Origin of the sequence: Desulfovibrio sp., assembly GCF_019424165.1 — a bacterium.
GTDB lineage: Bacteria > Desulfobacterota > Desulfovibrionia > Desulfovibrionales > Desulfovibrionaceae > Desulfovibrio.
Map to the genome: position 1 here is coordinate 66,709 of NZ_JAHZAA010000009.1, position 13,872 is coordinate 80,580.

Annotated in this window: 13 protein-coding genes and 1 tRNA gene; 7 read left to right on the forward strand and 7 right to left on the reverse strand. The window is 58.6% G+C overall.

Annotated features, from left to right (window positions below):
- Positions 1-252: 252 nt before the first annotated feature.
- Complete coding sequence (locus QZ377_RS05380) at positions 253-933, forward strand: polyphosphate polymerase domain-containing protein (protein ID WP_291440171.1); 681 nt, start codon at positions 253-255, stop codon at positions 931-933.
- A gap of 261 nt (positions 934-1,194) precedes the next feature.
- Here QZ377_RS05380 and rfbC read toward each other — a convergent pair whose 3' ends face one another.
- The 6 genes from rfbC to sodC form a co-directional block, all read right to left on the reverse strand.
- Positions 1,195-1,734 (reverse strand): dTDP-4-dehydrorhamnose 3,5-epimerase, encoded by a 540-nt coding sequence (gene rfbC / locus QZ377_RS05385; RefSeq protein WP_291440172.1) that lies wholly within the window; start codon positions 1,732-1,734, stop codon positions 1,195-1,197.
- Positions 1,725-2,618, reverse strand: coding sequence for a glucose-1-phosphate thymidylyltransferase RfbA (gene rfbA, locus QZ377_RS05390; RefSeq protein ID WP_291440173.1), 894 nt, complete (start codon positions 2,616-2,618; stop codon positions 1,725-1,727). Before rfbA ends, rfbC begins: the two co-directional genes overlap by 10 nt.
- A complete protein-coding gene (gene rfbB, locus QZ377_RS05395; RefSeq protein WP_291440174.1) occupies positions 2,615-3,706 on the reverse strand; it encodes a dTDP-glucose 4,6-dehydratase in 1,092 nt (363 codons plus the stop codon). Before rfbB ends, rfbA begins: the two co-directional genes overlap by 4 nt.
- A 207-nt stretch (positions 3,707-3,913) precedes the next feature.
- Positions 3,914-3,989 (reverse strand) — tRNA-Ala (locus tag QZ377_RS05400).
- Positions 3,990-4,332: 343 nt separating this feature from the next.
- Positions 4,333-6,108 (reverse strand): DUF3880 domain-containing protein, encoded by a 1,776-nt coding sequence (locus tag QZ377_RS05405; protein ID WP_291440175.1) that lies wholly within the window; start codon positions 6,106-6,108, stop codon positions 4,333-4,335.
- Positions 6,109-6,239: 131 nt separating this feature from the next.
- A complete protein-coding gene (sodC, locus tag QZ377_RS05410) occupies positions 6,240-6,776 on the reverse strand; it encodes a superoxide dismutase [Cu-Zn] SodC (protein WP_291440176.1) in 537 nt (178 codons plus the stop codon).
- 182 nt (positions 6,777-6,958) lie between these two features.
- Between sodC and QZ377_RS05415 the strand changes: the two genes are divergently transcribed.
- From QZ377_RS05415 to QZ377_RS05440, 6 genes are all read left to right on the forward strand, one after another.
- Positions 6,959-7,591, forward strand: a complete 633-nt coding sequence (locus tag QZ377_RS05415; RefSeq protein WP_291440177.1) for an RlmE family RNA methyltransferase — start codon at positions 6,959-6,961, stop codon at positions 7,589-7,591.
- Between the two features lie 33 nt (positions 7,592-7,624).
- A complete protein-coding gene (locus QZ377_RS05420; protein WP_291440178.1) occupies positions 7,625-8,362 on the forward strand; it encodes a YebC/PmpR family DNA-binding transcriptional regulator in 738 nt (245 codons plus the stop codon).
- Between the two features lie 390 nt (positions 8,363-8,752).
- Entirely contained in the window at positions 8,753-9,568 is an 816-nt protein-coding gene (locus QZ377_RS05425) for an ATP-binding cassette domain-containing protein (RefSeq protein WP_291440179.1), read from the forward strand.
- A gap of 495 nt (positions 9,569-10,063) precedes the next feature.
- Positions 10,064-10,516, forward strand: coding sequence for an outer membrane lipid asymmetry maintenance protein MlaD (gene mlaD / locus QZ377_RS05430; RefSeq protein WP_012624172.1), 453 nt, complete (start codon positions 10,064-10,066; stop codon positions 10,514-10,516).
- 2 nt (positions 10,517-10,518) lie between these two features.
- Positions 10,519-11,163 carry an ABC transporter substrate-binding protein gene (locus QZ377_RS05435; protein ID WP_291440180.1) on the forward strand — a complete coding sequence of 215 codons (645 nt, stop codon included), beginning with the start codon at positions 10,519-10,521 and terminating at the stop codon, positions 11,161-11,163.
- The gene (locus QZ377_RS05440; RefSeq protein WP_291440181.1) at positions 11,153-12,001 is read left to right on the forward strand and encodes a VacJ family lipoprotein; all 849 of its coding nucleotides are present in this window, start codon (positions 11,153-11,155) and stop codon (positions 11,999-12,001) included. Before QZ377_RS05435 ends, QZ377_RS05440 begins: the two co-directional genes overlap by 11 nt.
- Positions 12,002-12,418: 417 nt before the next feature.
- Here the strand turns inward: QZ377_RS05440 and QZ377_RS05445 are convergent, their stop codons facing one another.
- A complete protein-coding gene (locus QZ377_RS05445; protein WP_291440182.1) occupies positions 12,419-13,585 on the reverse strand; it encodes an MFS transporter in 1,167 nt (388 codons plus the stop codon).
- Positions 13,586-13,872: the final 287 nt, after the last annotated feature.

Sequence of the window (13,872 nt, forward strand, 5' to 3'; positions counted from 1 at the left end):
CAGAAAAAGGCATATTATGGTTGTTCGCATAATAAGGCGTATCTTCCTGCAAGGGGGATGTGTTCTCGCTGCACGGCCGCCTGCACAGGGAGAAAGATTGTACATGGAGCACGGGCATGGACTATGCTTGCATAAAAAAATATTATAAAATCATTAGATTCTTCCGTCAACATTCCATGTCAAACTGAACGGCAGCCCACGCGGTTTTTGCGCAACAGCATCAAGGCTAATATCTTTCACGGGGTCGCAACCATGCAGGAAAAACAATTCAGATATGAACGGAAATATTATCTGTCGCCGGATAATGCTGCCGTTTTACGGCATCGGGTTTCCTGCCTGCTGCAACGCGACAAGCATTCCAACGGAAGCTATCTTATCAGCAGCCTGTATTTTGACGACATCTATGATACCGCCCTGCATGAAAAGCAAAGCGGCGTGTTTACGCGCGACAAATGGCGTATGCGCTGGTACAACAACCGGCTCGATCCCGTGCACCTGGAGCGCAAACACAAGGAAGGCGAACTGGGGCTCAAGCTGCATGCCAAAGTATCAGAAGACCAGTATCACAGGCTTAGCGCCGGGGACATGAGCATTGCCGCCGCGCAAACCGGCGAAGTGTGGGAGGCGTTTTATCGCCTGCACTGCACCAATTGCCTACGTCCGGTGGCAACCGTTATCTATGAGCGCGAAGCCTTCAGTTACGCGCCGGGCAACGTAAGGATCACGTTCGATTCAGGCTTGCGGGCGTCCATGCCCGGTTCCGCCGTGTCGATTCCCATCTGCACAGACGGCCTGACCATTCTGGAACTCAAGTACGACAGTTTTTTGCCTGCCGTGGTGGAGGGCCTGCTTTCGGGCATGCAGTTTACGCAACTATCGCTTTCAAAATATGTCATGGCCCGGCACACGCTGATGAATTTCGGCTTCGCCTAGCACTGCCCGCCCGGCCACATGGCACGTCTCCCCTGATGCTCCGATGCCGCAACCGCCTCAGCCCGATGCCCCCCGCCCTGATGCCTCAGGCCTGACGTGCTGCCTGGTTTGGGGCGGTGGTAAAGCGGCGCTGTTCCAGCTTCACCCTCAGCACGCCCAAAAACACGAAACTCCGCTTCCGGCAGGGTGGGACGTTACGCCCAAGACTGCCAAAAACGGAGCTTCGCCCGTTTAACATTTAAAATCCCGGCGAAAGACGCCCTACAATCCTGCCAGAAATTCCTGCCACGAGGGCGTATGCCGGTCCTTGTCCGACAAAAGCGGCTGCGCCACCGGCCAGGCCACAGCAAGGTCCGGATCGTTCCAGCGGATGCCTCCTTCGTCTTCGGGACAATAGTAGTCTGTGCATTTGTAATGAAAATGCGCCACATGGCTGGTCACGGCAAAGCCGTGTGCCATGCCCGGCGGAACCCAGAGCTGCCACTGGTTGTCCTGCGTCAGCTCCACGCCATACCACTGGCCGAAGGTGGGCGATCCGGGCCGGATATCCACAGCCACATCAAAAACACTGCCCAGAGAAACGCTCACAAGCTTGCCTTGGGGACGGCTTTTTTGAAAATGCAGGCCGCGCAATATGCCGTATGTGGACATGGAGTGGTTATCCTGCACGAAAGATGCATCAATGCCTGCTGCCGCGTACCGCTCCTGCTGCCAGGTCTCTACAAAGTAGCCGCGGCTGTCGCCCCATACTTTGGGCTTTATGAGCATGACTCCGGCCAGAGGCGTTGCCACTACTTCCATTGGCCTATCCCCGTATCCACAAGGTCAAGCAGATACTGACCGTAGCCGGTCTTGCCCATGGGCCGAGCCAGAGCGCGTACCTCATCGGAAGAAATATACCCGTTGCGCCAGGCAATTTCCTCAAGGCAGGCCACCTTGAGTCCCTGGCGCTTTTCCACAGCCTGCACAAAGGCTCCGGCATCCATGAGGGAATCGTGGGTACCCGTGTCCAGCCAGGCAATACCCCGACCCATAAGCTCCACATGCAGGTCGCCGCGTGCCAGATAGGCATTGTTGACGTCGGTTATTTCAAGTTCGCCGCGAGCCGAAGGCCGCACAGAACGGGCGATGTTCACCACATCGGCGTCATAAAAATATAGGCCGGTGACGGCAAAATTGGATTTGGGTTCCAGGGGCTTTTCCTCAATGCTCACCACGCGTCGCTCGCAGTTAAACTCCACCACGCCATAGCGCTGGGGGTCGCGCACATGATAGCCGAAAACCGTCGCCCCCCGGCTGCGCTTCATGGCCTCGCGGGTAAGATCGGGCATGCCGTGACCGAAAAAAACGTTGTCGCCAAGCACAAGGCAGGTGTTATGCCCGGCAATATGCTCTTCGGCCAGCAGAAAAGCCTGAGCCAATCCCTCGGGGCGCGGCTGCGCAACATAAGAGATGGAGCACCCCCACTGGGAACCGTCATGCAGCAGGGCCTGATACAGGGGAAGATGCTCGGGCGTTGAAATAAGGCAGATATCGCGGATGCCGGCCATCAGCAAGGTTGCCAGCGGATAGTAAATCATGGGTTTGTCGTAGATGGGCATGAGCTGCTTGCTCACGCTCAAGGTCAGGGGATAAAGGCGCGAGCCTGATCCCCCGGCGAGAACAATGCCTTTCCATGCGCTCATAGTTTTTTTCCCCCGCCGCTTGCAACGGTACGCCGCCCGTAGTTGATATTCATCCACTCAAGGTAGGCTCCGCTACGCACAAGGTCTACCCAGGCGCTGTTTTCCAGATACCAGCGCACGGTATCGCGCAAGCCCGTGTCAAACCGGCGCGAAGGCCGCCAGCCCAGTTCGTTTTCAATGCGCGAGCAGTCGATGGCATAACGGAAGTCATGCCCCGGCCTGTCGGAGACAAAGGTAATGAGTTCGGCATGCGGCCCCTGGGCGGAAGGACACACATCATCAAGAATAGCGCACACGGCATGCACCACCTCAAGGTTGGTCCGCTCCGCATGGCCGCCGATATTGTAGGTGCGGCCCACCTGCCCGGCTTCAAGCACGCGGGCGATGGCCGCGCAGTGGTCGTCCACATGCAGCCAGTCGCGGATATTGGCCCCCTGCCCGTACACGGGCAAGGGCTTACGCTCAAGGGCCGTAAGAATCATGAGAGGGATGAGTTTTTCCGGAAACTGGCGCGGCCCGTAATTATTGGAGCAATTGGTCAGCAGGATGGGCAGGCCGTAGGTTTCGTGAAAGGCGCGCACCATATGATCACTGGCCGCCTTGGACGCCGAATACGGACTGTTGGGACTGTAGGGCGTGCTTTCTGAAAAAGCCGGATCGCCGGGCTGCAACGCGCCGTACACCTCATCTGTAGACACATGCAGAAAACGAAAATCCGCAGCCTGCTCAAAAGAAAGCCCGCTCCACCAATCCTTGACCACGCGCAGCAGGGTTGCCGTGCCAAGCACGTTGGTACGGACAAAGGCATCCGGATCCACAATGGAACGGTCCACATGGCTTTCTGCGGCAAAGTTGACCACGGCATCCGGCTGATGCGTCTCAAGCAGAAAGGCCACCAGCTCCTCATTGCCGATATCGCCGCGCACAAAGACATGCTCCGGGTCGCCGGTCAGTGAAGCCAGGTTGGCCGGGTTGCCCGCATAGGTCAGCTTGTCGAGATTGATGACGCGGATCCCGGCGCGGCGGGCCTGAAGCACGTAGGCCGAGCCGATGAAGCCCGCGCCTCCTGTGACAAGTTGGCAGGTCATGGGTGGATCCTTTTACTCTGAAATTTTTTCATGGCAGTCCTGCGTGTTGCAAAAAAACGGGCAGGAATAAGCACGACAACGTGACCAGCAAGATATCAAAAAATTCAAAGTGATGACAACCGCATAAAAACCCGCTGCCCGGCAGAGTCGCGACGGCGGACAATGCAACAAAGGGGCTACGGCATTTACCGTAACCCCTTAAATTTGTGGTGGAGAAGAAGGGATTTGAACCCTCGACCCCCGCCTTGCGAAGGCGGTGCTCTCCCAGCTGAGCTACTTCCCCACACGCGTAAACATCGCAGGAAGAAAGCAATAGGCAATACACGTCCCGCTGTCAAGTGCTTTGCCTGCTCCTGAAAAAGCGGCTCTTTTCGCATGGTCAGGGCAAAGACTACCTACCTCGCAGCCCCATATGCCCTGTGCAACCGCACAAAAGACCCGCGCAGCCAATCACGAACAATGCAGGACAGCACAGTGCTGAAAAGCGGGTCGCAAGGCGCTCTATGAACACAGTATTTGAAGCCTGAGCCACAAACATGCGTGGCAAAAGCCACGATACCCAGCGAATGCGCATTTCGTGAAAAACGGCAGATACCGGAACGAACCGTTTTTTGCGCGATTTTCTTCTATCCGCTTGCGGGACAACCGATTCCGACAATTTCGCAGATGCGTCGCACCCTGTGTTCATAGCCGTGCGCACTCCGCAGGTGTTCACGCCAGGCCCGCCGTAACTCTGCCATCTGCGCGGGCCGTGAGCGAGCCTCGTCCCAGCGCGGCCAGAAATCTTCCGGACCGCAAAGGCGGATCGGCTCTGTAAGACTGGAGGGAAAAATATCCAGCCCCGGCGTGGCATCGCTGAAAAGCACTCCCCCTGCGGCCCAGACGTCAAAATGCCTCTGGCTCAGGCTCCGCGGCAGCAGCAGGCTCGTGACATTGAGCACCGCCGCCGAAGCATAAAGATCAGGCAATGCCACGTAGTAGTCCACAGGGGGCAGAATCTGCGCGCCGGGCAAAAGCTCTTGCCAACCCACATCGCCCACGATACGCAGACCGGGGCGGCCGCAAGCGTCATTTTTTTTGCCCGCCTCCCGGCCAGCCTGATCCAGAATCGTGCGCAGCCAGCGGGCGCGGTTGGCCCGGGCGCACATTTCGGCTCCAAGCCCGGCATTGCGGGATGCCATATCCGGCCAGCCTGCCGCACCAAGCCGTTTCTGCCACCAGAAATAATGGGGCGCGTCCACCGGCCCTCTGCTGCGCTCCAGTACCTTTGCAGCTTCTTCTTCAAGCGCTTCAGGCACACGGGCTGCCGCAAAAAAACGCCCTTTGTGCGGAAAGGTCGAACGGCCCACAAAAAGCGGCGCCATTTCCGGCTCGTCCCGGGCATTTTCCGCCCCTGTGTTCCGCCACATATGCCGGGCCACGGCCAGCGGAAGATGAAATACCTGCCGCGCCCCGGCTCCGGCAAGCTCCGGAACAAACGAAGCGTCCGTGACAAAAATACACGCCTCGCGCCACCAGGGCAGACGCAGCGCGGAAAGCACATGCCAGGGATTATCCACCAGCCACAGGACCACAGGCACTCCCATGGCCCGGCACAGATGAAAGATGCGCCCTTCCGCATCCAGCCCACGCAAGTTTACAGACAGAAGAAGACGGGGCCGCCCCTGCCGGAAAATATGGCGCAGAGCCTCCATCCCTTTAGAGCCATATGCTTTTTCCGCCATCGGCAGCACTGGCCCGAGGCCGCAGTCCTCCAGGGCCTGATGCAGTTCCTGATGCAGCAGCAGGCCGCTGTGTCCCGGCAGAAGCACCGGGCCGCCCTCGCGCTTTCCATCCCCGCGGTCTGCGCCGGAAGTCTTCGTCGCAGACGGCCCCGCAGCCATTTCCGGCAATGGGGCATGCAGCAGCGCGACGTCCACACGCCCCATAAGCGGCCCCCAGAAATCCGGGGCAAGACGCATGCCCGGCCCATAAAAGTAGCAGGTGCTGAGTGCAGCCAGCACCGTCGCCTCTTCCGGCGACACGCGCTGCCAGTGCTCCGGCACGCCTGTGCCGCCCCGCGACTCCAGCGGGGGCAATGCCCGCAGCGTCGGCTCATGCTCAAGCCAGCAGACCCGCCGCGCCTGCCCGACCATGCCCGTGAGCCAGGGGCTGCCCGGCCCCAATCCCAGAACAAGGGCATCCGGCCCTTCTCCCCGACGCTGCCAGGACTCCGGCCCATCGGGCAGGGTCAGCACGCGGCCGGAAAAATCCGGCAGGCAGACCCGCCTGGGCATGGCGGGCGAAACGGCTTCACGGCTCTGGCCTTCACCACTGCCGGCCGCGCTTTCGCGGTCTGGCGCACCCGAAAAATCTTTTTTTCCGTTCACGGCTGATGGTGTTTTCTGTATTCTTTCTGCCATGGGGCCTCGCTCTGTCGTGCTTTTTCACAGCATAGCCAATGAAGACGGCGTGGAAAAGCCCCGCCGCTTGTAGCGCGACGGGGCTTGTATGCCAGGAGAGGAAACGTCTGTTAAAAGAACGGAGTGTCCGCCTATTCGATCACGCCGCAGGCGATGCGCGCTCCGCCGCCGCCCAGGGGAGCGGGCTGGTCGGAGTAGTTGTCGCCACCGGCATGGATCATGATGGAACGGCCCTTGAGATCCTTGACGCTCAGATTGGGAGCATGCAGCTTGGCGCTGACAGCGCCCTTGGCATCCGCATTGATGGCGGGCAGGTCGCCCTTGTGACCGTGTTTGCCGGGGCCTTCGTGCCTGCCGGTTTTATCGGGGTCAAAGTGTCCGCCCGCGGCCAGACCGGCAATTTTTTTACCGTCTTTTTCAGCAGGGGCGCAGGAGGCATTTTCGTGCACATGCATGCCGTGCTCGCCCTCGCTTATGCCTATTACATCAACAAGAACGTCTACTCCGCCCTTGCCGTCGTCGGCAAAGGTGATGAAGCCGATGGCCTCGCCCACGCCTTCATCAGTGATTTTATTGACGGGAACCTTAACGCTGTCCGCCTGGGCGACACCGGCGCCGATCCAGAGGGCGCAACACACAAAGCTCAAGGCCAGCAGAATTTTTTTCATAAGCAGTCTCCTTTAGTTACGGCGTGCAAGGCAAAAAGCCCGCCCGCCATGAAACCGTACTGATAACCTATATCATCAAAAGAAAGCGGTCAACGCATGCCGAAGATTTTTTCGGGTACCTGCCACACACGCCACTTGGCGAAATGCATAAAAAGGAGTACGCTTGCGCGTTGGTATTTATTATGAAGGAATATCGAGACCATTACTTCCTCAAGGCCAAGCGCGAGAACTATCCCGCGCGTTCGGTCTACAAGCTCAAGGAACTGGACGCCAAATTCCGCCTGTTGCGGCCCGGCCAAAAGATTCTGGACCTGGGGGCAGCCCCCGGATCCTGGTCATTGGGCGCGGCGGAAAAGGTGGGTTCCAAAGGCCTGGTCCTGGCCTGTGACATTCAAAGCACCGAAACGACCTTCCCCCCCCAGGTCATCTTCATGCAGGAAGACGTGTTCAACCGCTCCCCGGCCTTTGAGGCCAGACTGGAAGAACTCGGCCCCTTTGACCATGTCATAAGCGACATGGCCCCGCGCACCACAGGCACCCGCTTTACCGATCAGGCCCGCTCGCTGGACCTGGCTGTGGAGGCGTTGGCTGTGGCCTGCCTGCATTTGAAGCAAGGCGGCGGCTTTGTGGTGAAAATTTTCATGGGGCCGGACGTGCAGGAACTGCTTGCGCCCATGCGCAAGGCTTTTACAACGGTCAAGTCCTTCAAGCCCAAGAGTTCGCGCGCCGAAAGCAAGGAAACGTTTTTTGTGGGCCTTGGCTTTCGCGGCAAGCCGGACCAGACCGACCCTGTGGCCACGCCGCCGGGCAGGTAAAACAATTTATTCCCTAAAGGTTTCGGAGGTTTTATGGCTGGTCACAGTAAATGGGCCAATATTCAGCATCGTAAGGGCCGTCAGGACGCAAAACGCGGCAAGCTGTTCACCAAGGCCGCCAAAGAAATTATCATTGCTGCCAAGGGCGGCGGCGATCCCTCGATGAACCCCCGCCTGCGCGCTGCCATAGCTGCGGCCAAGGCCGTAAACCTGCCCAAGGACAAGATCGAGGCCGCCATCCGCAAGGGAACCGGCGAGGACGCCGGCGGCGATCTTACCGAAACCTTTTATGAAGGCTACGGCCCCGGCGGCATTGCCGTTATGGTCGAAGTGGCCACCGACAACAAAAACCGCACCGTGGCCGAAGTGCGCCACCTCTTTTCCAAACATGGCGGCTCCATGGGTGAAAACGGCAGCGTTGCCTGGATGTTCGACCACAAGGGCGTCATCAGTGTTGAAAAAAACGCCTATCCCGAAGAAAAAATAATGGAAGCCGCCCTGGAAGCCGGGGCTGACGACGTTATTGATGACGGGGAAGAGTGGACCATCCATACAGCCATGACCGATTTTACCGCCGTGCGCGATTCTCTGGAAGCAACGGGCATTGTCATGCAGTCCGCCGAGCTTGCCATGGTTCCGCAGAACCTGGTGGCTGTTGACGCCGACATGGGGCAGAAAGTGCTGCGCCTCATGGATGCCCTGGACGACAACGACGACGTGCAAAACGTCTACGCCAACGTCGACTTTCCCGAAGATATGCCCGAAGACTAGAGCATGTTGTTTGCAATGCGCGGCAAGGCTCTGCAAGCGGAGCCTTGCCGCGCAAGAGCTGCGACCGGACCCTGCCCATCGTCAGGCACCGCCTGCGGCAACCGCTTCCACACGCGGCAGGCAAAACCGCCCGGACCGCAGCCTGACAGTCTTACAGCAGGATGTGCATGCGCCACCGCCCCTGCGCCCCTGGAGCAGCCCGAACTCTCCGGCTCAGCGTGATGCCTCATACGGCGCTGCCCGTATTCCCGGACTTGTTCCCCCGCTTCGCCTGGGTTAGGCTGCACCAGCCCCGGCGGAACGCGCGGAAAAACCACAAACCGTAAAATGCATTCCGCCCCGCGCCCGGCAAGCGGGTACGGCCACAATCCTGAAACACGGCAGGCTTTCATGCAGGCATGGGATATAGAATTTCGCGCGCTCAGCGTGGGCTACGGCAGCCATGTGGTTCTCAGCGATGTCAACGCGGTGCTGCCCGGTGGCAAGGTGTCGGTCATTCTTGGCGGCTCCGGTTGTGGCAAGTCCACCCTGCTGCGCCATATCATAGGCCTGTCCCGGCCTCTTTCCGGGCAGGTACTGGTGGGCGATCGTGATCTTTTTTCACTGGGCAAGGTTGATTTTCGCCGGGTACGCCGCCACATGGGCGTCCTTTTTCAGGACGGCGCGCTGCTTGGCGCATTGAGCCTGGTGCAGAATGTCACCCTGCCCCTGAGCGAACACCTGCACCTGCCCCCTGCCCTGGTGCGTGAAGCGGGCCTGCGCGTGCTGCGCATGGTGGGCCTTGAAGACTTTGCCGATTTTTACCCCAACCAGCTTTCAGGCGGCATGCGCAAACGCGCGGGCCTGGCGCGCGCCATCATCGCGGAGCCGCGCGTTCTTCTGTGCGACGAGCCCACATCAGGGCTGGACCCCATCACGGCCGCCCGCATGGATGACCTGCTGCTTGCCATGCGCGAGCAATATGCCAACATGAGCGTTGTTGTGGTCAGCCATGACCTTGCGAGCCTCAAGGCCATTGCCGACCACGTGCTTGTGCTTGGTGAAGGGCGCGCGCTGTTTTCCGGCACGCTGGCCGAGCTTGAAGCCAGCGACAATCCCTATCTGCGGCAGTTTTTGCGGCGCGAGGCAGGCGACGAACGCCGTGACCTGCACCAGCCCATTGATCCCAAGGTGAGCGAAGCCCTGGACAGGTGGCTGACTTCATAGATTTTTTTACTTTGAAGCAGTTGCGTGACGGAGCAGCATCCCTGTCGTCTTTGGCCGCAACTTCCTTCGCCATAACGATCGAAGCAAGGCTGCCTTGCCAGCATCCCTTTGCTGCTGGCGCGGTTTTTTACACAAAGCCGTGCAAGGCAGAAAAATATTTCCACTGCCGCCCTGCTCCAAAGCAGTGTTGTGGCAAGATCGCTCCGCACAACTGCTGCAACAGGGCGCGGTACGCCGGGGTACAGATATTTCAGCGGGGCCTGCAAGCCCCTGCTGCCGGCATGCCGGAGCGCGGCAAGCAGCAGGCACGGGCAAAATAGGCATTTTGACGTTGTATTTCTGCCATCATGCTGATTTTTCACCGGATACCGGCCAGGTATCCGCGCGGCAAAGCGTCCTTGTTCCGCTGCCGGGACTTGAAACTTTGCGCCCACCTCCATATAGTTATGAAAGAATGACTGTAGCCAGCGGCTACGGGGGAGTATTGCGAACCCTATGAGTACTGTACGCGAAACCGCTGTGGGCCTTTTTGTGCTGATTGGCCTGCTTTGTGTGGCTTATCTGACCATCAAGCTTGGCAAAATGGAAGTTCTGTCCAACAAGGGCTACGAACTTACTGCCAATTTCGACTCTGTTTCCGGCCTGCGCGTCGGCGCAGACGTGGAAATGTCGGGCGTGCCTGTGGGCAAGGTGATCAGCATCAGCCTGGACCCGGACCCCATGCGCAATCAGGCCGTTGTGCGGCTGCGCCTTGACAAGGACCTGCACCTTTCGGACGACAGCATCGCCTCCATCCTGACCAGCGGCCTCATCGGCGACAAGTACGTAAGCATTTCCAGGGGTGGCTCAGACCACATGCTTGCTCCCGGCGACAGCATTACGGAAACAGAATCCGCCGTTGACCTCGGCTCTCTTATCAGTAAATACGCCTTCGGAGGAGTGAAATAGCTATGTTCACCCATGCGCTTCCGCGCCGTATCACAATTGCCCTGTGCGCCTTTCTGCTGGCCCTTGTGCTGCTTCCCGCCGGGGCGCAAGCCACCTCCCCTGCCCGGCAGTCACTTGAAACAGCCACAAACCGCATACTGAACTTCATAAAAAATCCCGACTATGTGAACCCCGCCACACGCGGTCCCATCCGCCAGCAGATTGAGGACGAGGTTCTGCATATATTTGATTTCAGTGAATTTTCTTCGCGTACTGTGGGGCCGCGCTGGCGCAACTTCACGCCCGAGCAAAAGCGTGAATTCAGCGACGCCTTTGCCGACCTGCTCATCAATACCTATCTTAACAAAATTGACGGCTATAACGGCGAACAGGTGCTCTACACGGGCGAGGTAAGCTCCGCCAAAGGCGACCGCACCGAAGTGCGCACCGTAGTGACCATGAAAGACGGTAAAAAAGTTCCCGTGGCCTACCGCATGCTGCCCAAAAACGGCAAATGGCTTGTCTATGATGTGCTGATAGAAAATATCAGCCTGGTGAAAAACTACCGCACCCAGTTTCAGGATATCCTGAATACCGACTCACCGGAAAACCTCATTGCGCGCATCAAGGCCAAGGCAATGGAAGTGCGGCAGGAACATGGCAAATAATCACGGCTTGCGCCGTATGCGCCTGCTGGCGCTGAACCTTCTGCTGCTGACGGCCCTTGCCTGCATTTTTTCAGACAATGCCCTGGCAGCCCGAGGGGTACGGCAGGAGCCCACGCCCTCGACCGTCTACGGGGCTTCCCCCATGCTGCCCGCAGGGGCCATCACGGTTACGCCCTACGGTTCATTGCGCGCGGCTGACGACCTTGACGACTATGACACCGCCGATGCCAGCATCGCCGACCCCTTTGAACCGTGGAACCGCTTCTGGTTTCATTTCAATGACATTTTCTATCTTTATGTTGCCAGACCGGCCTACGATGCATGGGTGTTCATCACGCCCCACCAACTGCGCGGCGGATTAAAAAACTTCTTTTCCAACCTGCTGTTTCCCGTGCGCTTTGTGAACAACATTCTTCAGTTCCGCTTTATGGAAGCCGGGGTGGAATTCAGCCGTTTTATCATGAATACCACGTCCAGCGCAGGCTTTGCCGATGTTGCCAAGGGCAAGCGCACCATTGTACCGGTTGACCCCACAGGCGAGGACTTTGGGCAGACCCTGGGGCGCTGGGGCATAGGCCAGGGTTTTTACCTGGTATGGCCCCTGCTCGGCCCAAGTTCGGCGCGTGATACCATCGGCCGCGTGGGCGACGTTTTTGCAGATCCCCTCTTCTACCTCAAGCCCTGGGAAATGGGTACGGGGCTGGCCGCAGGCTTCCGCTTTAACGACCTTGGCGATGTGCTGCCCCTGTATGAAGAGCTGAACAGCATCGCCGTGGACCCCTATATTGCCATGCGCGAAGCCTATGCAAACTTCCGCAAGTCGCAGGTCATGCACTAGGCACTCACAGCCTACAGAATGCAGCAACCTGCCGCCGGTGCGTTCAACAGGTGAACAGGGGCGGCGCATAAGCAGACAGTTTTTGCCCAAAGCGGGTGTACGCATGCGTACACCCGCTTTTTCAATGCCCTTGCAACAGGCAGACGTTTTTTCAGGACAGATCCTTTTATCATTTCCAGAACAGCCCGCCGGGGTACGTCGCCTCAACCGCAAACAAGCGTCGGCGCCGCGCATCTTGCCGAACGCAAAACGTCCGCAAAAACTGCCTCCCAGAGCAGATTAGCTTTGAGAATATACATTCGCAAAGTTTAAGCCATGCCCGTTTCAGCGCTTACTCGTGCAAATAAATTGCACTTGCGCCTCCACGGCAGGCGTCTGCTCACACAGCCGCCAGAGCATTTTCAAAATAAAAATATTCTAGCGCGCTACGGCAGTTTTTTGCACAGCCGTTACAATGGCAATCAGCAGGCCAACCAGGGCCGCAGCCAGACCAATCATGAAAACCACCGCATAGCCGAAGTGGTCGGCAAACAGGCCCGCAATCGGCGCTGTTGCGCCATAGGCCACATCCTGAAAAATGGCAAAACCGCCCACGGCCGTGCCGCGCAGTTCAGGCTGCACCTTTCTGATAACTTCAACGCCCATGGACGGATACACCAGAGAGCATCCGGTTCCCGTCAGAAACGCGCCGATCAGGGCGATTTCTGCCGAAGGGGCAAGCCAGAGCGCCAGTTGCCCTCCGGCGGCAACCGCAAGGGAAACCGCGGCAACCCGCATGCCCCCAAGCCTGTCGGGAAGATGGCCGAAAAACAGGCGCACCAGCACAAAGCCGACACCAAAGCAGGTCAGGGCAAGCCCTGCGTGCTGCCAGCCCCTGCTGGAAAAATAAAGGGAAATAAATGCGCCGATAGCAGCAAAGCCCACCCCCTGAAAACCGACAATGGCCCCCTGGCGCCAGATGGAGCCGAGTACGCGCAGAAACGACACGCTTGGCCGGGCAGACGCCGGCACCACAGCGGGCATCCGGCAAACCATGAGCCACCCCAGCAAAGGCAACGGGCTGCACAGCAGCATAAGCCCGGTAAAGCCAAACTGCGTAAAGCACAGCAGCCCCAGCGGGCCGCCCAGGGCAAATGCGCCGTAAAGGCTTGCACCCACAAGGGAAAATACCGTGCCAGACCGTTGCGGGCCAAGAAGGGCAATGTTCCAACTGAGCATGCCGACGAGAGCCATGCTTTCACCAAGGCCAAGAACAAGCCGTCCGGTGATCAGCAGGCCGAAGGCCCAAGCGGGATCACCCGCAGCCCCGGCGGCAAGGCAGATGGCGCTGGCCGCGGCATAGAGCAGCAGCCCGCGCATCATGCAGACCTTACCGCCGTTACGGTCGGCGAACCTTCCAGAAAAGCCACGGGAAAGGATGGTCGTCAAAAAAGCGATGCCCACAGCAAGGCCGCTCAAACCATTGGAAAGGCCGAGATGCTTCGTCACAAAAACAGAAATAACGGGCAGGGGCATGGCAACAGCCATGTACGAAAAAAGCAGTGCCGCCGTGTTCCATAACAGGCAGCGGGTATCCTTTTGCATAAAAAAATCCTGTAGTTTGTCGCAACCGGGTTGAGGACACAAAAAAAACGCATCCCTTGCCGCAATTGCGGGAGGTGATGCGTTGTGTGACGTTAACGCTTACGGCAAACTCCAAGAGTTTGTATGGGCCTCTCCTAAGCCATTACTCATGGCCTGTCAACTTGAGCACACGAAAAAATCTTGCCGGTCACGGCCCCTGTGCGGCATCCCCTGCCGGCCGTGCGCAACGAGGCAATGTGCCGCCCGCCGTACCCACATGACCACCTCTGCCCAGTGGCCCGGGCCAC

What these genes read in the sequence shown, in the direction of transcription:
- QZ377_RS05405 (WP_291440175.1), bottom strand. Translation starts at nt 6,108, where the DNA reads ATGGCAGAAAGAATACAGAAAACACCATCAGCCGTGAACGGAAAAAAA.
- QZ377_RS05380 (WP_291440171.1), top strand. Translation starts at nt 253, where the DNA reads ATGCAGGAAAAACAATTCAGATATGAACGGAAATATTATCTGTCGCCG.
- QZ377_RS05445 (WP_291440182.1), bottom strand. Translation starts at nt 13,585, where the DNA reads ATGCAAAAGGATACCCGCTGCCTGTTATGGAACACGGCGGCACTGCTT.
- QZ377_RS05415 (WP_291440177.1), top strand. Translation starts at nt 6,959, where the DNA reads ATGAAGGAATATCGAGACCATTACTTCCTCAAGGCCAAGCGCGAGAAC.
- QZ377_RS05425 (WP_291440179.1), top strand. Translation starts at nt 8,753, where the DNA reads ATGCAGGCATGGGATATAGAATTTCGCGCGCTCAGCGTGGGCTACGGC.
- QZ377_RS05435 (WP_291440180.1), top strand. Translation starts at nt 10,519, where the DNA reads ATGTTCACCCATGCGCTTCCGCGCCGTATCACAATTGCCCTGTGCGCC.
- sodC (WP_291440176.1), bottom strand. Translation starts at nt 6,776, where the DNA reads ATGAAAAAAATTCTGCTGGCCTTGAGCTTTGTGTGTTGCGCCCTCTGG.
- mlaD (WP_012624172.1), top strand. Translation starts at nt 10,064, where the DNA reads ATGAGTACTGTACGCGAAACCGCTGTGGGCCTTTTTGTGCTGATTGGC.
- QZ377_RS05420 (WP_291440178.1), top strand. Translation starts at nt 7,625, where the DNA reads ATGGCTGGTCACAGTAAATGGGCCAATATTCAGCATCGTAAGGGCCGT.
- rfbA (WP_291440173.1), bottom strand. Translation starts at nt 2,618, where the DNA reads ATGAGCGCATGGAAAGGCATTGTTCTCGCCGGGGGATCAGGCTCGCGC.
- rfbB (WP_291440174.1), bottom strand. Translation starts at nt 3,706, where the DNA reads ATGACCTGCCAACTTGTCACAGGAGGCGCGGGCTTCATCGGCTCGGCC.
- rfbC (WP_291440172.1), bottom strand. Translation starts at nt 1,734, where the DNA reads ATGGAAGTAGTGGCAACGCCTCTGGCCGGAGTCATGCTCATAAAGCCC.
- QZ377_RS05440 (WP_291440181.1), top strand. Translation starts at nt 11,153, where the DNA reads ATGGCAAATAATCACGGCTTGCGCCGTATGCGCCTGCTGGCGCTGAAC.